Source organism: Bacillus sp. SSR7 (genome assembly GCF_055902415.1).
Genome location: NZ_JBVVXV010000008.1, coordinates 108,873 through 132,940 on the forward strand (window position 1 = coordinate 108,873; position 24,068 = coordinate 132,940).

General features: G+C 34.9%; 17 protein-coding genes, 2 pseudogenes and 1 riboswitch. Of the genes and pseudogenes, 7 read left to right on the forward strand and 12 right to left on the reverse strand.

The genetic code is table 11. The features are described from left to right. Positions 1 to 20: 20 nt before the first annotated feature. The 4 genes from AC0NJG_RS16100 to AC0NJG_RS16115 form a co-directional block, all read right to left on the reverse strand. Positions 21 to 2,936: a YhgE/Pip domain-containing protein gene (locus tag AC0NJG_RS16100; RefSeq protein ID WP_087952002.1), complete on the reverse strand. Its 2,916-nt coding sequence runs from the start codon at positions 2,934 to 2,936 to the stop codon at positions 21 to 23. Positions 2,937 to 3,241: 305 nt separating this feature from the next. Then, on the reverse strand, positions 3,242 to 4,033 hold the full coding sequence (locus AC0NJG_RS16105) for an endonuclease/exonuclease/phosphatase family protein (RefSeq protein ID WP_087952001.1): 792 nt from the start codon (positions 4,031 to 4,033) through the stop codon (positions 3,242 to 3,244). A gap of 4 nt (positions 4,034 to 4,037) precedes the next feature. Continuing rightward, positions 4,038 to 5,675: a PTS transporter subunit IIBC gene (locus AC0NJG_RS16110; protein ID WP_029437299.1), complete on the reverse strand. Its 1,638-nt coding sequence runs from the start codon at positions 5,673 to 5,675 to the stop codon at positions 4,038 to 4,040. Positions 5,676 to 5,880: 205 nt separating this feature from the next. Further along, positions 5,881 to 7,545: a glycoside hydrolase family 13 protein gene (locus AC0NJG_RS16115; RefSeq protein WP_143880739.1), complete on the reverse strand. Its 1,665-nt coding sequence runs from the start codon at positions 7,543 to 7,545 to the stop codon at positions 5,881 to 5,883. Between the two features lie 244 nt (positions 7,546 to 7,789). Here AC0NJG_RS16115 and AC0NJG_RS16120 point away from each other — a divergent pair, with 244 nt between their 5' ends. Further along, the gene (locus tag AC0NJG_RS16120; protein WP_048553212.1) at positions 7,790 to 9,124 is read left to right on the forward strand and encodes an FAD-binding oxidoreductase; all 1,335 of its coding nucleotides are present in this window, start codon (positions 7,790 to 7,792) and stop codon (positions 9,122 to 9,124) included. 30 nt (positions 9,125 to 9,154) lie between these two features. On the opposite strand, the pseudogene AC0NJG_RS16125 reads toward AC0NJG_RS16120, so the two are convergent. Then, positions 9,155 to 9,727, reverse strand: a pseudogene (locus tag AC0NJG_RS16125) (methyl-accepting chemotaxis protein); the annotation flags it as partial. A gap of 369 nt (positions 9,728 to 10,096) precedes the next feature. Further along, positions 10,097 to 10,447 (reverse strand): annotated as a pseudogene (locus tag AC0NJG_RS16130) (HAMP domain-containing protein); the annotation flags it as partial. Between the two features lie 210 nt (positions 10,448 to 10,657). Between AC0NJG_RS16130 and AC0NJG_RS16135 the strand changes: the two are divergent. The 3 genes from AC0NJG_RS16135 to AC0NJG_RS16145 all read left to right on the forward strand — a co-directional run bounded on the left by AC0NJG_RS16135 (position 10,658) and on the right by AC0NJG_RS16145 (position 13,080). After that, positions 10,658 to 11,380 carry an amino acid ABC transporter ATP-binding protein gene (locus AC0NJG_RS16135; protein ID WP_087994616.1) on the forward strand — a complete coding sequence of 241 codons (723 nt, stop codon included), beginning with the start codon at positions 10,658 to 10,660 and terminating at the stop codon, positions 11,378 to 11,380. 121 nt (positions 11,381 to 11,501) lie between these two features. Continuing rightward, complete coding sequence (locus tag AC0NJG_RS16140) at positions 11,502 to 12,296, forward strand: ABC transporter substrate-binding protein (protein ID WP_087951997.1); 795 nt, start codon at positions 11,502 to 11,504, stop codon at positions 12,294 to 12,296. A gap of 91 nt (positions 12,297 to 12,387) precedes the next feature. After that, a complete protein-coding gene (locus tag AC0NJG_RS16145; protein WP_087951996.1) occupies positions 12,388 to 13,080 on the forward strand; it encodes an amino acid ABC transporter permease in 693 nt (230 codons plus the stop codon). A gap of 52 nt (positions 13,081 to 13,132) precedes the next feature. Here AC0NJG_RS16145 and desB read toward each other — a convergent pair whose 3' ends face one another. Further along, the gene (desB, locus tag AC0NJG_RS16150) at positions 13,133 to 14,218 is read right to left on the reverse strand and encodes a Delta(10) desaturase DesB (RefSeq protein ID WP_097610076.1); all 1,086 of its coding nucleotides are present in this window, start codon (positions 14,216 to 14,218) and stop codon (positions 13,133 to 13,135) included. Positions 14,219 to 14,798: 580 nt separating this feature from the next. On the opposite strand from desB, the gene AC0NJG_RS16155 reads away from it, so the two are divergent. Then, a complete protein-coding gene (locus AC0NJG_RS16155; protein ID WP_087951995.1) occupies positions 14,799 to 16,325 on the forward strand; it encodes an FAD-dependent oxidoreductase in 1,527 nt (508 codons plus the stop codon). Positions 16,326 to 16,620: 295 nt separating this feature from the next. After that, the gene (locus tag AC0NJG_RS16160) at positions 16,621 to 17,922 is read left to right on the forward strand and encodes an MFS transporter (protein ID WP_474063218.1); all 1,302 of its coding nucleotides are present in this window, start codon (positions 16,621 to 16,623) and stop codon (positions 17,920 to 17,922) included. Positions 17,923 to 17,935: 13 nt separating this feature from the next. On the opposite strand, the gene AC0NJG_RS16165 is transcribed toward AC0NJG_RS16160, so the two are convergent. Then, positions 17,936 to 18,718, reverse strand: a complete 783-nt coding sequence (locus AC0NJG_RS16165; RefSeq protein WP_087951993.1) for a nucleotidyltransferase domain-containing protein — start codon at positions 18,716 to 18,718, stop codon at positions 17,936 to 17,938. Positions 18,719 to 18,839: 121 nt separating this feature from the next. Continuing rightward, positions 18,840 to 19,949, reverse strand: a complete 1,110-nt coding sequence (locus AC0NJG_RS16170; protein ID WP_087951992.1) for a PRK06851 family protein — start codon at positions 19,947 to 19,949, stop codon at positions 18,840 to 18,842. 149 nt (positions 19,950 to 20,098) lie between these two features. Next, positions 20,099 to 20,211: riboswitch (SAM riboswitch) on the forward strand. A gap of 86 nt (positions 20,212 to 20,297) precedes the next feature. Between AC0NJG_RS16170 and AC0NJG_RS16175 the strand changes: the two genes are divergently transcribed. Then, complete coding sequence (locus tag AC0NJG_RS16175; RefSeq protein WP_048553234.1) at positions 20,298 to 20,930, forward strand: cyclase family protein; 633 nt, start codon at positions 20,298 to 20,300, stop codon at positions 20,928 to 20,930. A gap of 28 nt (positions 20,931 to 20,958) precedes the next feature. On the opposite strand, the gene AC0NJG_RS16180 is transcribed toward AC0NJG_RS16175, so the two are convergent. The 3 genes from AC0NJG_RS16180 to AC0NJG_RS16190 all read right to left on the reverse strand — a co-directional run bounded on the left by AC0NJG_RS16180 (position 20,959) and on the right by AC0NJG_RS16190 (position 23,935). Continuing rightward, positions 20,959 to 21,339: a hypothetical protein gene (locus AC0NJG_RS16180; protein ID WP_087951991.1), complete on the reverse strand. Its 381-nt coding sequence runs from the start codon at positions 21,337 to 21,339 to the stop codon at positions 20,959 to 20,961. Positions 21,340 to 21,763: 424 nt separating this feature from the next. Then, the gene (locus AC0NJG_RS16185; protein WP_143880732.1) at positions 21,764 to 23,029 is read right to left on the reverse strand and encodes an S-adenosylmethionine decarboxylase related protein; all 1,266 of its coding nucleotides are present in this window, start codon (positions 23,027 to 23,029) and stop codon (positions 21,764 to 21,766) included. A 237-nt stretch (positions 23,030 to 23,266) separates the two neighbouring features. Further along, positions 23,267 to 23,935 (reverse strand): LSm family protein, encoded by a 669-nt coding sequence (locus tag AC0NJG_RS16190; protein ID WP_060629358.1) that lies wholly within the window; start codon positions 23,933 to 23,935, stop codon positions 23,267 to 23,269. Positions 23,936 to 24,068 lie beyond the last annotated feature (133 nt).

Consider the following 24,068-nt stretch of genomic DNA (forward strand, 5'->3'; position numbering starts at 1 on the left):
ATCGGTAGGAACTTTTTATTTTAGTGAATGATTTTACTTCCTTTTGCATTCTCAACAAATTTTTCACTTGATTTGTTAATTGGTGTTTTCAATAATAACGCAGCAACAATCATAACTACTACGAAAGCACTTAACACAAGTAAATCTCGCGTTACAATATCCCAAAGCATTCCGCCTACTGTTTCACGAATTGCGCTAATTGCGTATGTGAATGGTAAGAACGGATAAATCGCTTGGAAGAACGCCGGTGTCATTTGAATTGGGAATGTTCCGCCCGATCCTGCTACTTGTAGTACAAGTAAAATGATCGCCATCGATTTCCCAACGTTTCCGAAAATAGAAACGAGTGAGTATACGATACAAACGAAGACTCCACCAATAAATAAACTAAATAACACAAACCAGAACTTATCGACTACGTACGTACCAAGTAAGAATATATCTCCCATTGATACGATAAACGCTTGTGAAAGACCTATCGTTAAGAATGTTAATAAACGTCCGAAGTAAATTTCATGGCTCTTATAATTCGCGCCTTCTTCGTGTACTTCTACTGTTAATAATGAAACCATTAATAATGCGCCTACCCATAATGCAAGCACTGTATAGAATGGTGACATTGCTGAACCGTAGTTCGGCATCGCAAATAATTTATTCTCTTTTAAATTGACTGGATTTGCAAAGTAATCACTTTGCTTCTCAACATCGTTTTTCAATAAGCGGATAATGTCTTTTAAATCCTCTTCAGATTCAAAATCACGAATTTTATCTGCCAATTCTTTAATCTTTTTCTCAGTCTCCGGCATGTCAGCTTTAATGTCTGTTAATTTCTTTTTACCGTCAACTAAGCCTTTTGATGAATCTTCTAGTAACTTTTTAACATCTGGAAGCTTTTTGTCTGCTTCTTTTAAAATTTGAGATGTGTTTTTAGACATCTCTTTTGTACGAGCAATTGCTTCATTAAAGTTTGGAACGATTTCTGAATCGTATTTAGCTAAGATGTCACCTATTTGACCCGAAACATTTTTAGATACTTCATTAATACTCTCAATAACATCTGCCGCTGGTTTTTGACCTTTATTAATAGCGTCAATTCCTTTATCAGTTAAATTGATTCCTTTTTGAAAACCATCTTTAACTTTATTCAATTTAGAAATCATGTTGTTCATGTTCTTATCACTATTTACATCTGCTAAAACTTTATTCGCATTTTCCATAACGGGAATCATATCGTTAACTAAATTTCGCCCCGCTTTGAACTGCCCATTTAAATCATTTAAAGCTACTTTTGTCGAATCTAGTCCGTTGACACCTTTATTATTTAAGTCTTCTCTCGCTTTTCCAAGCTCCGTTTTTAATCTGCTGTAATCATTTACAGCCTTATCATATTTTTCTCTACCATTGTCTAATATCTGATTAGTTTTGTTTATTTCTTGATTTAAATTCTGTTGCGCATTTCCAGCCTTATCTTTTAATTGTTCAGCCGTACTTACCGCTTTTTCAAAATCTGCTACGAACGTTGCATTATAATCTGCCTCCGCTTGGTTTACCAAATTATTTATTGCATCTAACTTTTTATTAGTAGCATCCCTTACATCTTGTTTCACTTCTTGCCCTGTACCTATAATATTAGCGATATCTTTAACGCCGCCATTTGCATTTTCTATAGCTGATTTAAGATTCGTTAATTTATCTATTCGTTTTTGGAAGAAGTCTTTTCCAGAATCAGTTGGTGCAGATTCTTTAAATTTAGTAAAGACATCAATTAAATATGAAACACTATCCACACGACCTTGAAGGTTCTCAGAAACCTTATTAAGATCTTGTTTCGCTTTTTCCGGGTCAAAATTACCATTTTGTAACCCGTTTATAACTCCTTGTGCATAAGTTGTTCCAACACGTATTGAGCCAAATACATTATTTACAGTTTGATCAATATTTTTAGCAATATCTTTATACAATTGACCATTCACCTGCGGTAGTTCTGGTATCTGTGGAATAGTTATATCAGGCAACACCGGGAATGTAGCCGGATCTGGAAGCGCCAGATTGAAATCAACAGATGGATTTTTTAAGAAATCCGTAATCGCCGCCGCACCATTCAAACCTGTTTGCATTGCAATTAGATTATTCTTAATAGTTCCCGGAGCACGATTCAATGTTCCATCATTTCTCGCAAAGAATGCATCTAAACTCTTAAGTGTATCCTGCCCATCATTAATAACACTCTCTACAACCGGCAACTCTTTCTGCGCTACTTTCACAACATCTTCTGCTCGAGTCGCATCATCTAACGCCTTATCCATCAGTGTATTCATTTCTGGGAACTGCGCTTCTAGCTTAAAGACAAGATCTTTTACTTTCTCGATACTTGGTAAGTTTGTTTCTAAATCGATTCCAAGGTCATTGAAGATTTTAAAAATCTCACCGTTCGCTGTTTTAACAAAGTTTTTACTAATTTCTTCTGTAATACCTGATGCACCTTTTGCTGTAATTTTCGGCGCAATCGCATTTACCTTTTCATTTACATAGTAATCAAGTTCTGGCTTCTGCGGATTTTCATCCAGAACAGTTGCAATCTTTTCAGAGAAATCTTTTGGGATTGTAATGCTTGCATAGTAATCCCCGCGTTCAACTCCATAAATTGCTTGTTTTTCATCTACAAATTTCCACCCAAGATTTTTGTTTTTCTTCAGGGAATCTACAATTTCTTTCCCAATATTAATATCTTTCCCTCTTAAGTTAGAGCCTGCATCTTGGTTAGAAACTGCAATGGGAACTTCTTTTGTATTTCCATATGGATCCCAAGAAGCCTTAATGTTAAACCATGCATATAACGATGGTAAAATCATTAACCCTACAACAATAACAATTGCAGCCCAATGTTTAGCTACATTCCGTAAATCTGTCTTATAAATACGCCAAATTTGTTTCATAGAAGTTATCACCTAATTATATATTTTTCCTTCTTTAGAAAATGATACATACATTTTGCAATTATATCACTTTCTACACCGTGGATTAACCAAAAACGAACTATTTTTTCCCATTAACTTTAACTTACTACATTATATAACGAAGTAAGTCAAAGTATGAATACAAAATGACCAAATCGGTTTTACATTCAATAATAACAAATATATAGGAAATGTCATAAAAAATACAAGTATTTTCTCTTGGAAATACTTGTATTCCTAAAAAAATCCTCACAGCTTTTTATCATCTGTGAGGATTTCTTCTATTATATATCTACTTGTACTTCTACACCGAAATGATCTGAAATTACATTTCGGTTTATACCATTAAAAATAACTTTTGAAGAACGAACTTTTTCACTTCGGTTACACAATATTAGATCGATTCGCAAATTATGTTTATTTTCATCCCAACCAGCAATCTCACCTTGGACAGTTGTTCCTTCATCCTTCTCTATTGCTAGTTCATATGTGTCATACAAACCTTTTTGCATCATATATTCATAACCCTCCCCTTGCAAACGGGCGTTATTATTAAAATCACCCATTAAAAAGGAAAGTTCATCGCTATCTACACGCTCCATCAAACGATTCACTTGATCTTTAAATGATTCTTCTTCATCATTCCACCAACCGAGGTGGCAAGAGTAAAACGTGATGTTCTTCCCATTGTAAGCAATTGTTGCACTTACAATTTTGCGTGTTTTCCAATACGTTGTATCCTTATTTTCTGAAATAAAGAATGTATCTTCTTTTACAACATTATGCTTCGTTATAATCGCTAATCCTTCTTCATACACATCATAACCAATATGAGAGAAATCCCAAGTAATATTGTAATCTTTTACATGTAACGCATTTAACTCTTCTAATAGTAAAAGCCCAAAATTATCTTCTTTCTTGTTACCGCATACATTTTTAGCCCCTATCAACTGACTTACTTCTTGCAATGCGATAACATCGTACTCTTCTTCTTGAATGACTTTAGCAAGATATTTTATCTTTTCTATTTGATTTTCTTCTTGCCAAGAGTGACAGTTTAAAGTTAGCAATTTCATATTATTACGCACCTAACATATCTTGAATGTCTGACTTTAATACGTCAGCTTTCGGGCCATATACCGCTTGTACACCTTTATCTTTTACGATCAGTCCTAAAGCACCATTTTGTTTCCACTGCGCTTCTGGTGCAACAACATCTAAATCTTTTACTGTTACACGTAAACGTGTCATACAAGCATCTACGTCAGCAATATTTTCTTTTCCACCTAATAGATCAATAACCTTTGTTGCTAATGAACCATCTTGTACATTTCCTGTTCCTTCTGATGCCTCATCTTCATTATCAATATAGTTACCTGCACGTCCTGGTGTTGGTAAGTTGAACTTTTTAATTAAGAAATTGAATAATGTAAAGTTCAGACCGAAGAATACTAATGAAACGATAACGAAATTGATTAAATCTCTAGTAAGTCCTGCATTAACCATCATCGGTGTACGAGTAATTAACTCAATAAATCCGAATGCGTGAACACGTAAGTTAATTAAATCTGCTAATGCGAATGCAAGTCCTGTTGTAATTGCATATACAACATATAATACTGGAGCAATAAACATGAACATGAATTCAATTGGTTCTGTTACACCTGTTAAAAATACTGCTAATGCTGCTGATAAGAACATTGGTTTATATTTTGAACGTTTTTCTTTATCAACATTACGGAACATCGCGAAAGCAATACCCATTAATGCTGCTGTTGAACCGATAACTTGTCCAGCTTTGAAACGAGCTGGTACAACGTTATTTAATAAATCGTTATATGCTTTTGTATCTCCATTTGCTAATAAGTTATTTAAATCTGTAATCCATGCAAGCCATAAAGGATCTTGTCCTGCTACAACTTGTCCAACTTTTGAGCCAGTTAACATCGTATATGTTCCACCTAGCTCTGTATAGTTCATCGGAATTGTTAACATATGGTGTAAACCGAATGGTAATAGTAAACGCTCTAACGTTCCATATACAAATGGTGCAACAATTGGTGCACTATCTTTTGAAGCTGCAATCCAGCGACCAAATTCATTTAATCCACTTTGGATGAATGGCCATAAAAGTGATAATACAATTGCAGTTACTGTAGACCAAACAATTACAACGAATGGTACGAATCGTTTTCCGTTAAAGAATGCTAATGCTTGTGGCAGTTTGTTATAGTTATAATATTTGTTATATAAAGTAGCTCCTAGGAAACCTGTGATAATCCCTACGAAAACCCCCATGTTTAATGCTGGTGCACCAAGTACAGAAGTAAAGTAATCTTTTACAATTAAGTCCCCTGCTAATACTGAAGAAACTTTCGCTTTTGAATCCGCTAACATTTCAGCGTTTACGCCAAATATAGCTCCTGTAATTCTGTTTGTTAAGACGAATGCTAATAGCGCTGCAAATGCACCACCTGCGCGATCTTTCGCCCAAGATCCCCCAATTGCTACTGCGAATAAGATGTGTAGATTAGTAATAATTGCCCAACCGATGTCTTCCATTACGCGAGCGATTGTATGAACTGCGTTAATATCCCCAGCAGACATTCCAATTAACTTACCGATAGAAATCATTAAACCAGCTGCTGGCATTACAGCTACAACAACTAATAACGCTTTCCCGAACTTTTGCCAAAAATCAAAAGACGTAATTTTCATCTGTTCTTCCTCCCCTTTATTTATAACAACATAATGATTTAAATTATAATTTCTATTTCTGTTATGAAAACGATTCCTTATGTTACTTCATTTTTATCTTTACGCAACCGTTTTCATAAATCTATTTTAATAAAAGCGTTTTCACTTTGCAATAGAAATTTATTATTTTTCATAAAAAAAGATGCTCTAAGAGCATCTTTTTTTATTATGAAATACGATAAACCCTTGTTTCATAAGGCTTTAACGTGATTGAATTTACTTGTTCATGTTCCGCAACTTCATAGTTATTTAAAAGCAAACGTTTGCGTTCTAGTGCAAATGAATCCTCATTATATACAGCTTCCTCTTTTGAGATATTACTAATTACAATGATTTTTTCATCATTTAATGTACGAGTATATGCATAAATTTGCGGATCATCTTCTAAAAGTAAATCGTACGTACCATAATTCAGTACATCGTGCTCTTTTTTCAAGGCAATCATTTTCTTATAGAAATTGAAAATAGAGTTCTCTTCATTCTTTTGCTTTTCAACATTAATTTCTTTGTAGTTTGGATTCATCCCAAACCAAGTTGTACCTGTTGTGAAGCCAGCATTCACCTCATCGTTCCACTGCATAGGTGTACGTGAATTATCGCGGCAAGAAGCCCATATAATTTCCATCATATCTTGATGAGATACACCCTCTGCAATTTTCTCACGATATAAATTTTTAATTGCTACATCATCGTAATCTTCAATATTTGGGAATTGAACATTTGTCATCCCAATTTCTTGTCCTTGATAAATAAACGGTGTACCGTGCATAAAGAAATACATCGCTCCAAGAGCTGTCGCACTTTCACGCCAATATTGTTTATCATCTCCCCAAGTTGAAACGATACGTGGCTTATCGTGATTCTCAATATATAAAGCATTCCATCCTTTATTTTCCAGGCCTTTTTGCCATTTCGTTAATACTTTTTTCAGTCCTACAACATCAAGATCTTTCTTCTTTTCTGCATCCCATAAGCTTAAATGTTCGAATTGGAATACCATATTGAACTTACCTTGCTCTTCTCCAACCCAAAGCTCAGCATCTTCAATCTTAACACCATTCGCTTCACCGACAGTCATAATATCGTACTTAGAAAATGTATTTTCTTTTAACTCTTCTAATAAAGGTTGAATACCATCCACATTCATATGTTTATCAAAAGATGGTACATACTTTAGTTCTTTGGGATTTGGCATATCTTTAAAGCCATCTTCTTTTTTAATATGGCTGATCGCATCCACACGGAAACCATCAATTCCTTTATCAAGCCACCAATTAACTGTATCGTATAACACTTCGCGAACTTCTTTATTCTCCCAGTTTAAATCTGGTTGTTTACGTGAGAATAAGTGTAAATAATATTGTCCTGTTACTTCGTCGTATTCCCATGCCGAACCATTAAAAATACTTTCCCAGTTGTTTGGTTCCGCACCATCTTTACCATCATGCCAAATATACCAATCACGCTTCGGATTGTCTTTAGATGAACGAGACTCAATAAACCATGGATGTTCATCGCTTGTATGATTAATAACTAAATCAATAATAAGCTTCATATCACGTTTATGAACTTCATCTAGTAAAGCATCAAAGTCTTCCATCGTACCAAACTCATCCATAATATCTTGATAATCACTAATGTCATAACCATTATCATCATTAGGTGACTTATACATTGGACAAATCCAAATTACATCTATACCTAAATCTTTTAAATAATCCAGTTTTGCAATAATACCTTGTAAATCCCCAATACCATCACCATTTGAATCCATAAAGCTACGTGGGTAAATTTGATAAGCAACCGCTTCTTTCCACCATGTTTTATTCATAGTCATTCTCTCCTTTTGCATCCCATCGGAAATTTTATGCAAACGTTTTCGTAACACTATCATAACAAAATATGAATAGTTTGCAACTGTTTTCATTGAACTCTATGTAGATTCCTTATTCTTATGCTTTATTTATTTCTCACAAGAGCAAATCTCATTCCTCATCTGCTCTTGTCCACGCACGTTACATATGCTTTTCATATATTAATAAAAAGCACTACTTATTTTAGAAAGGAGTGATAAATTGAAACAAACAAAATTAACAGGTCGTATTGTTGTTCCTTCAGATCCTGACTATGACATAGCCCGAATGAACTTAAATTTAAGTATTCCAAAACTCCCTTGTATTATTGTTTTTTGCCAAAATAAAACTGATGTATGTAACGCCTTAAAATGGGCTCGCGAGCGTCATGTACCATTTCGCTTAAGAAGCGGACGTCATAGCTATGAAAATTTTTCTCTTTTAAATAGAGGACTTATTATTGATGTGAGTGAAATGCATCGCATTACTGTTCATACAGATAAATTAACAGCAACAATTGAAGCTGGTGCAAACCTTGGCACTGTTTATAAAGAGCTTTGGAATTATGGTGTGACAATACCGGCTGGTACAAGTGCAAGCGTTGGAATTGTTGGATTAACACTTGGCGGGGGCATCGGTATGCTTTCACGCTTATTTGGATTAACATGTGATCAATTAATAGAAATCGAAATGGTACAAGCATGTGGTAAATTTGGAGCAAAAATCATTCGTGCAAGCGAACATGAAAACCATAACTTGTTTTGGGCATGCCGCGGTGGTGGTGGTGGAAACTTCGGAATTATTACTTCTTTGACTTTTCGCGTACACCCTATAAAAAATGTATCAATCTTCTCCATTACATGGGAATGGGAAGATTTTATTGCTGCCTTTCAAGCTTGGCAAAACTGGGCGCCTTATGTAGACAAACGTCTCACTTCATCAATTGAATTATTCACAAAACAACAAAACAAAATTGAGGCACAAGGTGAATTTGTTGGCTCTCCCTCTGAACTCCATTCCTTATTATCTCCTCTTCTTGAAACTGGTACCCCCTCTCTCTTTATAGATGAAGTTCCTTATATAAAGGCTGTTGAATTTTTTAACAGTGGTAACATCCCTGAAAACTTCAAGCGCTCCGGTTCCTACGTATATAAACCTATTCCTCTTAAAGGCATTCAAATCATGCAACATTTTCTTTCTCATGCTCCAAATAAAGATGCGAGTATTTGGCACCAATCGCTCGTAGGTGCTGTTGAAAATATTCCTCCTACTGAAACAGCTTATTTCCATCGCAAAGCAATTATTGCGCAAGAATACATTACCTCTTGGAAATGTGATGATGAAGAAAATCGAAATATACGCTGGGTTAAAGATTTACGAGAAAGCTTAAATCCTTATACACTAGGTGACTATGTCAATTGGCCCGATATCGACATTAAAAATTGGCAAACTAGTTATTATGGCCCTAATTTTCAAAGATTACGTAAAGTGAAAACCATATATGATCCTTGCAATGTTTTTCGTTTTCAACAAAGTATCCCACCCTTTCATACGTAAAAAGGAAGAACAAAATACCGTTCTTCCTTTCTACATTGAAAATCTTTCAATTGTCTGTTTCAAGTCTGTTGCTTGTTTCTCTAAATCCTTTAATAATTGATCGATCGCTATCATATTTTTAGATTGTTGCAACGTCACACGTGCTACTTCTTGTGAACCAGCTGACGTTTCTTCAGCAATTGCTGCTACAGCCTTCGTCTGTGCACCTGTTTGATGAATGTGACTCACTTGTTCATTCATATAGCTACTAATTTGCTTCGTTGCATCCGCCACTTCCATAACACTTGATGACATTTCTTTTAAAATTAATTCGGTAGCTTCCCCACGTTTCGCCTCTTCTTTAGCTATTTTCACTTGTTCTGTCATTTTCGTTGCAACTTGTTGCACTTCCTCTTGCATATTCCGTAATAACTGCGATATATTTCTTGCAGAATGGTCACTTTCATCTGCAAGTTTACGTACTTCTTCAGCTACAACGGCAAAGCCCCGTCCATGCTCTCCAGCACGAGCAGCCTCAATAGAAGCATTAAGTGCTAATAAATTCGTTTGGCTAGCAATCTCACTCACAACAGATACAATATGTTCTACTTGTTTCATTCTTTCCTCTAACTTCTGTACATTTTGCATTGAATCTTCATTTTCTTTCGCCAATGTTTGAATACCTTGAATTAAAGACGTAAAGACACGAGTACTATGCCCTAAAGCTTGAACCATTTCTGAAGACAACTCATCAGACTGTTTTGCTTTCTCTTCTACTTCACTTGCAATAGAAGTTGTTGTATCAACAGCGGAAACAATCGCTTGAATTGATGCCGCTGATTGCTCAGCGCCAGAAGAAATCTCTGCAAGAGTTTCAGAAACACCTTGTGCTTGTTTCGTTGCTTCGCCTGTTTGTTTTCTAATTTGCTGTACTTGATTGTTTGTATACGAAAATGTTGTATCAATATTTTTTACCATGCCCCTTAAGTTTCCAAGCATCATATTAAATGCAACACTTAAAGATTTAATTTCATCATCAGTCTTCGGTAACGGAACATCTTCACGAATGTCTCCTTCAGCCGCTTTTCTTGCCGCCTCCTCTAACTTTCTAAGCGGTTTAATTAAAAACATGGCTGCTCCATATGCTAAAATCCCAGACCATACTACCCCTAATAGCATAACGATAATATTATATGCAGTTTGACTTACATAACTTTGAAAATAATCATATATCACATAAATAAAAAATATACTTGTTGAATATGTAATTAAAGCTAAAACTGTAGTGAATAGCATAAGTTGTGTACGTAAGCCAAAGGAAAATGCCTTCCTTTCTTTTTCCATCTCTTCTTTCCCCCTTTTTATAAGTAATATAAGTACTACCTATATATTATTATCCATATTTTCGTTATAGAAAGATATAGGGATTTTAAAAATCATTATTCTCTTGAATATCAAATCACCCGAAAAAAATAAAGGATTCTGACAATTTGTGACTAATAACAGAAATAAGGGGCAACATTTGTAAAATATATTTTTGACTGGGGGTTTTGTATGATTCAGGTTCGAAATCTAGTAAAGTCATTTGGCTCACTTGATGTTTTAAAAGGAATTGATTTAGAAGTAAAAGAAAAAGAAGTTGTTGTTTTAATTGGTGCCAGTGGTTCCGGTAAAAGTACATTACTTCGCTGTCTTAACTTTTTAGAAATGTACAATGAAGGTGAAATTCACTTACAAGGTGAAAGAATTGATCCAAAGCATTCAAATTTAAACAAAGTCCGCGAAAATGTCGGTATGGTTTTTCAGCACTTTAACCTCTTTCCCCATATGACCTCACTAGAAAACATCATAGAAGCACCTATTCATGTAAAAAAATTAGAAGCTGCAAATGCAAAGGAAATCGGAAATCAGCTTTTACAAAAAGTCGGCCTACAAGATAAAGCAGATGTAACTCCCCACCTCCTATCAGGTGGTCAAAAGCAGCGTATTGCGATTGCACGAGCTCTTGCTATGAATCCTAAAATTATGCTATTTGATGAACCTACCTCAGCCTTAGACCCTGAACTTGTTGGAGAGGTATTGCAAGTTATGAAAGAACTTGCTGAAGAAGGAATGACCATGGTTATTGTTACTCATGAAATGAATTTCGCAAGAGATGTAGCTGATCGTGTCATTTTTATGGATGATGGAAAAATTGTAGAGGAAGCTCCGCCAGCGCAATTCTTTTCAGCTCCATCACATGAACGAGCAAAACAATTTTTACGCAACGTTTTATAATGTAACTTCTGTTTCAAACGAAAAGAAATACATTCATACGGTGCACAACTAATTGTCCAAATAAAATATCTTAGTAACATACTTAAAACCATCCGTATGATCAATATATAGGAGGGGTTTTATGAAAAGAAAACTATTAACCATTGTTGCGAGTATTACATTATGTACATCCTTCATACTAGGAGCCTGTAGTAAGGAAAGTGCTACTACTTCTTCAAATGGTGAAAAAGAATTTCGTTATGCGATGAGTGGCTTATATAAACCTTTTAACTATAAAGAAAATGATGGAAAGCTTGCCGGTTTTGATGTGGAAATTGGTGAGGCACTTGCGAAAAAAATGAATATGAAACCCACTCCTATTACAAATCCGTGGGAAACGCTAATTCAAGGTCTACAATCAAAAAAATATGATGTGATATTAGGAAGTATGGCCATTACAGAGGAACGCCTAAAAGCTGTTAATTTCTCAAATCCTTATTATCGTTCTGGTGCCCAAATTTTTGTAGCTAAAAAGAATACATCTATCTCTTCTCCAGAAGATTTGAAAGGTAAGAAAATTGGTGTTGTAAAAGCTAGTACCTTTAAAAACCTTGTTGCAAAACATACAGATCAAATTACAGAATATGATAGTGATATTACTGCACTTATGGACTTAGAGCCTGGGCGTGTTGACGCAGTAATCACTGATCAAATGGTCGGTTTACGCATGATCAAAGAAGGTAAATCAAATATAAAAGAAGCTGGAAAACCACTAAACCTTGATGAAATGGGAATTGCTATTCGTAAAGATGATAAAGAAATGGTCGAGAAAGTAAATAAAGCTTTAGATGAAATTATTAAAGATGGTACGTATGAAAAGATCAGTAAAAAATGGTTTGGGCGTAATATTCTTGGTGAAGAGGAAAAAACGAAGTAATTTAGCCCTTCAAAGTTTCCCTAAATCATGCCCCACTTTATGTGGGGCATTTCATTCTCTACTAAAATCTATACAATATGAGGTGAAATGCATGTTTGAAATTTTTATGTCTACCTATCCCACACTCTTAAAAGCTACTATTGTCACATTACAATTAACACTAACATCCCTATTACTCGGTTCACTAATTGGATTACTATTCGCTTTCTTTCGAATCTCTAACAATAAAGTTTTAAATAGTATTGCTCACGTATACATCGCCATTATTCGTGGTACACCTTTAATTGTTCAAATCGCCATTCTCTATTTTGGGATTACATCCGTTGTTGTTTTCACTCCTTTTTGGGCAGGAGCCATTGCTTTAGCAATCCACAACGGTGCATATATTACTGAAATTTTCCGAGGCTCTATCCAATCTGTCGATCGTGGACAAATGGAAGCAGCTCGCTCTCTAGGTATGCCATATCCTTTAGCGATGCGCCGTATTGTATTACCGCAAGCATTTCGTCAATCTATTCCTCCTTTAGGAAATCAGTTTATTATTGGATTAAAGGACTCTTCCCTCGTTGCTTACGTAGGATTGTCCGAATTATGGGGATCAGGTTTATCGATTGCTGCAGGTAACTTCCAACAATTAGATACATACATAATTGTTGGTTTATATTATCTTGTTCTTGTTCTCCTATTCACGTACCTTGTTAACCTTTTAGAAAAACGACTACAACGAAAAGAAACTAACTCTGTCCAAGTCCATACAAAGAATAAAAAGGAAGTTTCTTTATAAGAAAAAGCAAGCCTGAGATGGCTTGCTTTTTCACTGTAACATATATCAATTTTTACTGATTTACTTTTTTAATACTCTCTTCTTCGTCTATATGTTCCTCACGATATGAAATATTATGAGGATCTAGCCCATTTCCTAAAGAACCATAGAAATGCTCTCTATGCGGATCCACTAATTCACTTCCTTGATAATACACACGTGGTGTATTCCATAGCGCTGCCAAAGCTTTTGTCATCGGCATCTCATGATAGCGTTCCGGCCACATTTCTTTAATTTTCTCTTTTACTAACGGGTAGTATTTAGAGCTCATAGCAGGGAACAAATGATGTTCTGTATGATATGAGAAATTGAAATGTAAAACGTCTACCCAACGCGGCACTGTTACTGATAAACAGTTTGCTAACGGATCATTTACTGGAACAATTGGATTTAAGCGGTGATTTGTTGCGATATATGCCATTACAATAAAGTTAGCAATTAACAATGGAATCACATATGCAAATAACCATTTTCCAGGTCCCATAATAAACAATAAACTAATCCAAACAGTCCAAGGCAAAAGAAGTTGAAGCCATACAGATTTTTGATTGGATGACTTAAACTCTTTTATAAAATGAAAGAACATTCGAGTCGAATGCAATGTAAATTGAATTGTTAGTGACAGAAAACTAAAGAATGAACGTACATGAAGAGGCATGCGATATACCCAGCTCAAAAACTTACTCTTTTTAAGCTTCTCAAGTGTAGGCCATGCATCTGGATCATTCTCTTCATGTTGTGTATGAACGTGATGCGTTGCATTATGCCACTTTCGCCAAAGTTTAGGACCTGTTGATAATGGCATAAATGCAATCGCTCCTAAGAAATCACGAAGCCATGCCTTTCTTACAACAGTTCCATGTAAAATTTCATGCCCTAAAAACCCAAGTGAAGCAAAACATAATCCAAGAACGATCGCAATTCCTAGATTAGCCCACACATTCAATTCAAATACACCAATCGATATTAACCCCGCCAATGCCACAAGTAAATAAGCCAGTCCACCAAATAAACGAGTAGGAACTGGTTTAAATGCTTTTTTCGGCAAATGTGGTGATACACGTGCTGCATACCACCCAAACGTATGAAGCTCCTTCATCCTTTTGCCCCTTTCTTATGCCGCGCCTTGCGCAACTTACATTTATCAATTCTTGCTTCCAGATTGATTTCACTAGGTGATTAAAAAGCATCTATTATAAGGAAAATATACTCACTCTATCGTCACTTATTTTTCGCTTTTATTATCAATGAAAAACATTTCTCTTTTTACTCTCTATCAACCTTTCCACATGATGAATCATATCAATAGAATTTCCACATTGTCAATAACTTTTATGACCTAGTAATAAAAGTTGGTTATATTTTTATAATTATACTTTATTTCACTAAAGAAAAAACATAGATTTTATAAGGTTTCATTCATTATGCATATACGTATTTTGCCATGCTATAGACTCTATCTTATTCAAGAACTCTCTGTGTAAACAACAAATATACTCATCTAAATCTAGCTTTACACAACTCCTATCTCTTCATACCGACAACACTTAATAATTATATTAAGATAATTTTATCTTTCTTTTAAATAAAAATAGCCTCCCTCTAAAACAACACACATGAATTTCATATCATATGGAAATATTAAAAGGAAAATTGTTCTAAATCAGGAGGTTTCCTTAATGACAAGCGATACGTTTCCACAATTCCCATCATCTTATTGGATTGAATCTACCCAAATCCCAACTTTTCCCCCTTTATCTGAAAATATAAAGACAAAGGTTGCTGTTATCGGTGCTGGTATTACAGGTATTACTACTGCCTATTTACTTGCACAAGAAGGCATCGATGTTGTGTTAATTGATTCTGGGCTTATTTTAAACGGGACGACTGGGCATACAACAGCAAAGATAACAGCGCAACATGATCTTATTTATGATGAATTAATCAATCATTTCGGTATGGAAAAGGCCGGGCTTTACTATGAATCAAATAATCATGCTCTACAATTTATTAATGAAACTGTGCAAACATATAAAATCGACTGTAATTTCTCAAATGAAGATTCATATTTATATACAACTACCGATAAGGGATTAAGAAGTTTATCGAAAGAATATGAAGCCTATCAAAAATTAAATATACCTTGTGACTATGTTCAATCTCTATCGATTCCAATTCCAGTACAATCTGCACTTGTCATGAAAAATCAAGCCCAGTTTCATCCCCTTCTTTATTTAAAAACACTTTTAGAAAAGTTTGTGGAGATGGGCGGCAAAGTTTATGAACAAACGACTGCTATTGATGTAGAAAAAGGTGATTATCCACAAGTCATTACAAAGGGCGGACATCGCATCACTTGTGAATATGTTGTCTCTTGTTCACACTTTCCTTTTTATGATGCGAATAGCTTTTTCTTTACGCGAATGTACGCAGAACGCTCTTATGCTCTTGCTATTAAAGCAAAAACAGATTATCCAGGTGGCATGTATTTAAGTATTGATGACCCAAAACGCTCCTTACGCTACACAACAAGCAATGGTGAAAAATTAATTTTAATTGGCGGAGAAAGTCATAAAACAGGACAAGGAATAAACACGATACTTCATTACGAAGCACTTTATTCTTTTGCAGAAGCAACGTTTGGAATAGATGAAGTTCCTTATAGATGGTCAGCACAAGATTTAATCACGCTAGATAAACTCCCTTATATTGGACATATTAACGAAAGGAATCCAAATATATTTGTTGCAACTGGATATCGTAAATGGGGAATGACAACTGGAACTGCTGCCGCTCATTTACTAAAGGATTCCATTCTAAAAGTAGACAGTCCATATAAAGAACTGTATGCACCTTCACGCTTCCATGCAAATCCAGATATAAAAACGTTCCTCTCCCAAAACATTGATGTTGCCAAACATTTAATTGAAGGAAAGATTGAAACCGCATTACGTAAGCCAGAAGATCTCGAAGTTGGCGAAGGATCTGTCGTACATGTTAACGGGAAACGGGCAGGTGCTTATAAAGACAAAGAAGGAAAATTACATATTGTCGATACAACTTGTACACATCTCGGCTGCGAAGTTGAATGGAATAATGGTGATTGTACTTGGGACTGTCCTTGCCACGGTTCACGCTTTTCAATTGAGGGAGATGTTATTGAAGGTCCGGCAGATCAACCGTTAAAACGAGTTGATAATGAGTAAACAAATAAAGAAGTTCAACAGAATGACTGTTGAGCTTCTTTATTTGTTATAAAACCTTTTCAGATAAAGTGAAACTTTAATCAGTGGGGGTTTTCTTCATCCCCCACTGATTATCAGCCCTCACCAATCGGGCTTTAATGGGCAGCCCGACCCCCACCTAACTTCTTTGCTTTCGCTGAATTTTGAGGTGGGGGTCTTACTGCCCATTAAAGCGGGATAAATTTCGACACAGGGAGGAAAATATTAACATAAAATAAAATAATATATTCATCTACAAATAAAAGAGGTGAATACTATGCAACCTTCAGCTCCACCTCATCTAGAATCTACAGAAACTATCTTTTCAAGCTCTATTACAAAACTTGTTGTTTTTATTTGCTGGTTAGCCATTCTAGCTGATGGATATGATTTAGGTATTTATGGTGCCGTTCTGCCAAAGCTCCTAGAAGATAAGAGCTGGGCACTTTCACCAGCACATGCTGGTACAATTGCCAGTTATGCTTTATTCGGGATGTTTATTGGCGCTATTCTAGTTGGAACCATTACAGATCTAATTGGACGGAAATGGACCCTTATATGCTGTTTAGCACTTTTTTCTATCACAATGGGCCTAGCCGCACTTGCTCCTTCTCCCGAATTATTTGGTTTATCTCGGTTTATCGGAGGAATCGGATTAGGTGGTGTTATTCCAACAGCTTCAGCACTTACTGTTGAATATTCACCAAAAAAGCGACAATCTTTTATTTATGCTCTTATGTTTACTGGCTATCCTTTAGGGATCATGTTAGGCGCTATTTTATCTATGTTTATGTTAGAAGGTTTCGGATGGAGAGCTATGTTTGGCATCGGAATGATTCCACTACTCCTTATTCCTTTCATTATTCGTTATTTACCTGAATCCATTCAATTTTTATTATCACGTAATCGCCAAAAAGAAGTTGACCAAATCCTTAATCGTTTTCAAATTGAATTCTATGTGAAAGATGAAACTCATCAACCCTCATCTAATATGCGAAAGAGAAATGGATTTCTTACTTTATTCTCAAAAGAATACAGAAAAGCAACGCTGCTTTTTTGGATTACTTATATAATGGGTATGGTTTTAATATACGGTTTAAATACTTGGTTACCTCAGATGATGCGACAGGCAGGATACCCTCTTGGATCTAGTTTATCATTTCTACTTATGCTAAATATTACTGCCGCTATCGGTGCATTATTTGCTGGAGCAATCGCCGATCGTATAGGAGCTAAAATTGTTATTAGCATCTCCTATCTTATGGCAGCTATATGTATTGGACTATTAACAATTAAACCATCTGTTACAATCATCTATCTTTTAATTGGTCTTGCTGGAATTGGATCAGTTGGAATTACTCAAATATTAAATGCATATGTAACACAATACTTCCCATCACATATCCGAGCTACTTCCTTAGGCTGGGGACTTGGACTTGGCCGAGTTGGTGCAATTGCTGGTCCTATTCTTGTCGGTATTATTATGACAATGCAATATGACTTAGTATGGAATTTTTATTTATTCTCATTCGCAGCTCTTCTCGCGGCTATATCTGTTTTCTTTATTCCTACAAAATAAAAAGAGCACAAACTTAGTTGTGCTCTTTTTCGTAGACCGCAAACAACATATCTCGAAACAATGTATTTAAACTCTCAATATCGATCCCTGATCCCTTTTCAATTCCTTTTACGTATTGCTGATAGTAATGAATTTGTTCTTCTAAAAATTGATTCAACACCTCAATTTTCAATCCAACATCTAATTCAGTACCTGCCTTTTTCTTTATTAACAACTGTTCAATTTCATCTAATACGCTACGCTCTATTGATAATTCTGTAATTAATCGATCGAATTCTACAGGAGGCAAAGTTGTTTTCTCCTCTAGCCACTTACAAGCCAAAATAGGACGCAATACATAAAAGTACTTTTTCAATTTTACATTCTCACCTTGCAAAAATTCACGATAATTTTTTGAAGCCATATGTAAGTAATGGTATATCGTTGCTTTTGGATCAAAATTCTTTTCACTCATTTGCTGAAGCTGTTCTGGAAAATTAGAGTTTTTTGAATAAAAAATGGGTGATCGAATCCATTCGAGTAAAGCTGGGTTTGACCTTGCAAATAGTTGTAACGCTTTTTTAATATCCCATCCGCTTATATCTAAATCATCACTAATCGGATACTCAATTACATCTCGTTTATCATGAATTGATAAATACCATTCTACCGGGTGCATATAAACGAATCTAACATCATAATCACTATCTTTCGAAGGAAATCCCCATGCACGACTCCCTGACTCCACAGCGAATAAAATTTTCACATCATTTTCTTTCTCAATTCGTTCTAACTCCAACTTAATTTTCTCTCTCATTTCATACCCTCTCCATTTTTTGATTATTTCCTTGGAAATTCGACAAATATATTACTAAGTTTACTACATACTAAAATAGCTGTCAGAAAATTTCCGACAGCCTGTCAAAATTCGTTATTTTTTACTTGTTCTTTTCAGTTACACTAACCGCAATTCGTTCAAACTCTTTTTGAATCTCCTCTTTGTATGCATCTACTTTTGAAAAATCCATAGTAGCAATATAAATTCGTTCTAATTTATCACGAACTGATTTCGCTTTCGCTAAAAAAGACATCGCCTCATTCATTTTTGCTTTATATTGAATAGAGACGTCACGAATTTCCTCCGCATACTTCTCATCCGTCCCTGGTGTTACAATAAGGGCATACATATCTATAATTTCATCACCTTCTCGGCTCGGAAAATATTCATGTGGTGCGGTGCTATCGAAAATCGCAAACCCTAATTCTCTTACGATAACCATATCAAGACTATTTGGATCAAATCCACAATGATATACTTCAACTTCAAACCCTTTTTCTTCTGCTTCCTTAGCTAATTTTTTGAGCATTGTTGATTTCCCAGAACCTGGGCGTCCTTTTATAAAATAACGATGTGGTAATCCTTCTGTTAAATTAGGAACAAAATCAACTGCTCCCTTCGGTGTAGCTGCTCCTAAAAAGCGATGTTTCACAAGCGATTGTTTCCCAACTTTATCTGTAAATAATTTCTGAATGAGCTGATCGGTTAGTTCATTCGCTTTATTAAAATCAATATTACTAATATATATTTTCTCCCACTCATCATGTATAACTAATGCCTCGTTAAAACGAGCGTAAGCAGCTTGAAAAGCTTTGCTTGCTTCTGAAACAAATCGTTCAATTTCCACTTTCTGCTTTCTTAATTTATCTGAATCCCAAGCAATTCCTAAATTAATATACTCCTCGACAACTCCTGGCATTTTTGGCTCAATAACATGCGGCGGTGTTCCATCAACAATTCCTACTTTTAACTTCGGGATGATGACACCATCAACCGATTTATTATCAGAAGAACAATGTAAAAATTCAATATCATATCCCTTTTCAGCCCATTCACGACCTATTGCCTTAATTAAAGAAGATTTTCCCGTTCCAGGTCCACCCTTTAAAATAAATAATCTGTTTAGTCCTTTTAAATTCTCTTCATATAAATTATGAAATCCTCTAGCTGTATTTCCACCAGCATAATAATTCAATACATTCCCTGTCACTGCACTCACTCCTTCGCAGCATTCTATTTACATAAGCTACAATATGCGAGCAACTTTATTTGGGTGAATACCTATTTTGTGTTGCACATAAAAAGGAAATGAATTACAATTTTATTATAGTGAAAATTCTGAACTTTAAATTGAATATACCTTTATCAAGAGAGGCAGAGGGACCGGCCCTTTGAAGCCCAGCAACCTCAGTTTATACAAACTGAATAGGTGCTAATTCCTGCAAAATGCATTGCATTTTGAAAGATAAAACGTAACTATTGTGTGCAAAACTCATCTTTCTTGATTATGAAAGGTGAGTTTTTTATATTTCAAAATATATACTTGGAGGTATTTAAAGTGAAAGTAATTGACCTATCCCAAACATTTGAAAACAATATGTCTCAATTTCCTGGAACACCAAAAATCAATTTAGAAGCCATTACAAGTGTTGAAGAGACAGGCTATCAAGTTACAGATTTTCATTCTGTCGTTCATGTTGGTACACATTGTGATGCTCCTGCTCATTTCATTTCAGGCGCAACGACTATTGATCAATTGCCCCTAGATCAATTTGTAGGTGAAGCTGTTCTTATCGACGTAACTCATGTACAAGAACGAAAACTACCTAAAGAAGTATTACACAATGCTGACATAAAAGAAGGTGATATTGTCATTTTCCATTCCAACCTATCTAATAAATGGAATACAGAAGCGTATGAACAAGAAGCCTTTTATCTTTCCGAAGAATTAGCTGAAGAATTAGTCCAATTAAAAGTAAAATCTGTCGGTTTAGATTTCATCTCTCCTGATGAGGTAACGACAGAAACATCACCAATTCATCACATACTACTTGGGAATAATATTTATTTAATCGAAAACTTAACAAACTTAGATGCCATTCACGCGAAACGTTTCTTTTTCTCAGCAGCACCTTTAAAAATTAAAAATAGCGATGGCGCTTTCGCAAGAGCATTCGCTGTAATTTTTTAAACAAACTATACAAAAAAAGCAAAGATCATCATTGACCTTTGCTTCTATTTTTTTTATTTAAACTAAGAAAGAATTGCTCAACACGAGGACGTAACCAAGCTAAATAATCTTTCTCTTTCTTCTTTGTACAAGCTATTTCTTCCCCATCGACCATTTCGACAAGCTCTAGCTCTAACAGTTGCCTCGTAAATGCTAACATATTTATTTCTTCAGCCGGATACTCTTCTTTTAATTTCTCCTCAATTTCCCCCAATAAAAAACCGTCACGCATCATTGCCAATGCATCAATCCAAAGTGGCGGCATTTCATATTTTTCTCCTGTAATTGTATCTTTTACAATATAATTCTTTTGCTCTTTTCGAAATTGAATTGTGTGTAAGCATACAGTCGAATTTAATGTTAATTCCATCATACCACCTCTTTCATAATATCTGCATAGAAAAAAGGATGCGCGTGCACCCCTTCTTTTTCTAACACTACCGAACCGTTACATGAATAACAAATCTCATGTCGATATTTTCCTCCATTATAAACGAAGTGTTTTATAAAAAAAACCCTTCTCGAAACATTTTATAAAATGTTTATATTTACGCAACAAGAACACTTTTCTGAAAAATATTTTCTTCTAGCACATTATGCTGTCGGTAAAGAAAATTCCATTTTCGTTCCTATTCCCACGCTACTTTGAATCGCAATACTTCCTTGATACTCCCCATGATCAATACAAAAACTCTACATATTATCTCATTAAATGATAAGGAAATTACTTTCAGGACAATATGTAACCTTATAACGCGAAAAGGAAGGAGATTTCCCTTCCTTTTCATCACAATTTATATCCACCTTACTCGATCATGCAACAATCCATCCGTAAAGTCATTTCCACCAACTACAAAATCCTTCATATATAAATTCAAATATTCTCCGTACTTACTTTCTGTATTTAATAATAATTCCTCTACATAATAGGCACCTTGTTTAAAGTTATCGAACAGTAAACTACACAAGCCAGCATAAATTCCACATCCTACTTGGAAATATGTCGCATTCGTTTTATATTTATGAAAAACTTGACTGCTATTCATCACGTTATACATATAGGTCTCGCTATTTTCATAAACGAGTAATACACCGACTAGATCCTCGCCCGCAATCTCTTCTTCGGCTGGATTAAATACTTTGCGATTCCAGTTCCATAGATCTTCTACCTTATCTAAATTCTGTCTAATTATATTTGTTGTATACTCGTTAATTCGGTAAAGAAACCCTACTTCCATGTTAAAGTTTTTCCCTAAAATTAAAACTTCCTCATGTGGCATTAAACAACCATAAAACTCTTTCTCTCCCAACTTTACTTTATACTCTGAAGCATATACATCTTCATAAAAGTAAAGAGGACGATGATGACTCATATACATCGGATAACTCCATATCGCTTCATCTAGAAATCGCTCTACTGCCCATGAAGCATACAGTGTATGAGGCTTTATAAGTGCTGTATCATGTAAAAATGACGTATCATGTTCTACTATATAGCATGCTCTTGGCTTTTCATTCGGGCGTTCCTTCATAAGTTCAACAGCCATCCATTGAACGACACCTGGATTCATACCTGATCCTATAATTGCTTTTGTATTTGTAAATTTCTCTTTTTCCTTCTCAAATTTCGTATATCTTTCCGTAAGCTGAAAGCCGATTAAACTATCGTCCTGATCTACTGCCTCATTTTCCAAAGCTGAATTAATATAACAAATTCCAAGTTCATTACAACAGCTTAATACTCTGATCGTATCTGCCCCTGAAACATCAATAACAATGCTCGTACTACTTTCTTTTAAATGCTTTTTAAATGTCACTACATCTTGGAGGTCTATTTCGGATAAAAACAATTGATCTTTCAAATTTGGAAACAACTCGTCATAATACGTCCTATCTTTTTGTTTTATATCAGCCAAATAAAATGTAACATTCTTTATGACTTCATAAATCGGGTCTTTTTCATTTACTATCGCTTGATTTAAAATCGCTAAAACTGCTTTTGCTGCTCCACCAGCACTACCAAGTAATGTAATCGATAACGAATTTGAAAACTGCTCCACCAACAAAACCCCTTTAATATATTAGTTAAGCAGTTCTCCCTCAAAAAAATAAATTGAATACACCAAAAGATAGCTCGTACATATTTTTTATAATTTAGCACAAGGTTTCCTTTTCAACGGTCATACAAACATATTTATATTCAATTCATTTTTTCCCTCATATTCAAATTGTACTAAACAAATAGGCTCGACCTTTTCTTCTGCATATAAAAGAAAAAGCCAGCCCTTTCAACTAGTCTACGGACAATGGACAGATTTTACATGTTGAATATTTACATACATTTTCGCATCACGCGCTTTTAATATTTCAATATGCCCTTCATCAATCTTCGCCATCTTTCCGATCTTATTAGATTCCTCGCCTAAATCGAACACCATGATTTTGCCAGACATTTTAATAAGTTGCTCTTCAAACGTTCGAGCTAACGTAATATTTAACGGATTCACAGGGAGTTCATTTTTATTGAGGGCATAAGGCACTTGATTTTCTTTATACGGAATTAACCATTTCAAATGCTTTAAAGATATATATACTGTTTTATAAACTGGACTATAAAAAACAATATAATCGTTCATTACACTTGTAACATATCCATGTATTGGAGCATTTCCAGCTACATAAATTTCTGTGAAAATCCCTTTAGAGGTACTTAATACTTTCCTCAAAGAAATAGAAGGAGATTCTCTCTTAATTACAGAATCTGCATCTGGTTTTGAGATTTCTTCATCATGTGGTCGTAAAAATTTATAATATTGTACATGGTATAAAGATATATATACGTAGTCTTGTCCATTGTAAAGAACAACGATATCATTTCCTACATCTATTAATACACCTTTAAATCTTTTTTCACCGATTAATTTAACATATATATTTTCCCCAATCCTTTTGTTTAACTCATTCATCTATATCCTCCTTCCTATGAATTTCCTCTTTCCTGTCTTTCATTTCTAAAAAAATAATCAGGGCAAAGTTCTGTTTTAATAGTAAGTAATTCCTTTTCATACTATCGAAATAAGAAATTGTTCTTCTCTTTCC

Excerpts from the sequence above, each read along its gene's own strand:
- AC0NJG_RS16140 (WP_087951997.1), top strand. The coding sequence starts at position 11,502 with ATGAAAAGAAAACTATTAACCATTGTTGCGAGTATTACATTATGTACA.
- AC0NJG_RS16155 (WP_087951995.1), top strand. The coding sequence starts at position 14,799 with ATGACAAGCGATACGTTTCCACAATTCCCATCATCTTATTGGATTGAA.
- AC0NJG_RS16115 (WP_143880739.1), bottom strand. The coding sequence starts at position 7,545 with ATGAATAAAACATGGTGGAAAGAAGCGGTTGCTTATCAAATTTACCCA.
- AC0NJG_RS16100 (WP_087952002.1), bottom strand. The coding sequence starts at position 2,936 with ATGAAACAAATTTGGCGTATTTATAAGACAGATTTACGGAATGTAGCT.
- AC0NJG_RS16160 (WP_474063218.1), top strand. The coding sequence starts at position 16,621 with ATGCAACCTTCAGCTCCACCTCATCTAGAATCTACAGAAACTATCTTT.
- AC0NJG_RS16190 (WP_060629358.1), bottom strand. The coding sequence starts at position 23,935 with ATGAATGAGTTAAACAAAAGGATTGGGGAAAATATATATGTTAAATTA.
- AC0NJG_RS16135 (WP_087994616.1), top strand. The coding sequence starts at position 10,658 with ATGATTCAGGTTCGAAATCTAGTAAAGTCATTTGGCTCACTTGATGTT.
- AC0NJG_RS16105 (WP_087952001.1), bottom strand. The coding sequence starts at position 4,033 with ATGAAATTGCTAACTTTAAACTGTCACTCTTGGCAAGAAGAAAATCAA.
- AC0NJG_RS16165 (WP_087951993.1), bottom strand. The coding sequence starts at position 18,718 with ATGAGAGAGAAAATTAAGTTGGAGTTAGAACGAATTGAGAAAGAAAAT.
- AC0NJG_RS16180 (WP_087951991.1), bottom strand. The coding sequence starts at position 21,339 with ATGGAATTAACATTAAATTCGACTGTATGCTTACACACAATTCAATTT.
- desB (WP_097610076.1), bottom strand. The coding sequence starts at position 14,218 with ATGAAGGAGCTTCATACGTTTGGGTGGTATGCAGCACGTGTATCACCA.
- AC0NJG_RS16145 (WP_087951996.1), top strand. The coding sequence starts at position 12,388 with ATGTTTGAAATTTTTATGTCTACCTATCCCACACTCTTAAAAGCTACT.
- AC0NJG_RS16110 (WP_029437299.1), bottom strand. The coding sequence starts at position 5,675 with ATGAAAATTACGTCTTTTGATTTTTGGCAAAAGTTCGGGAAAGCGTTA.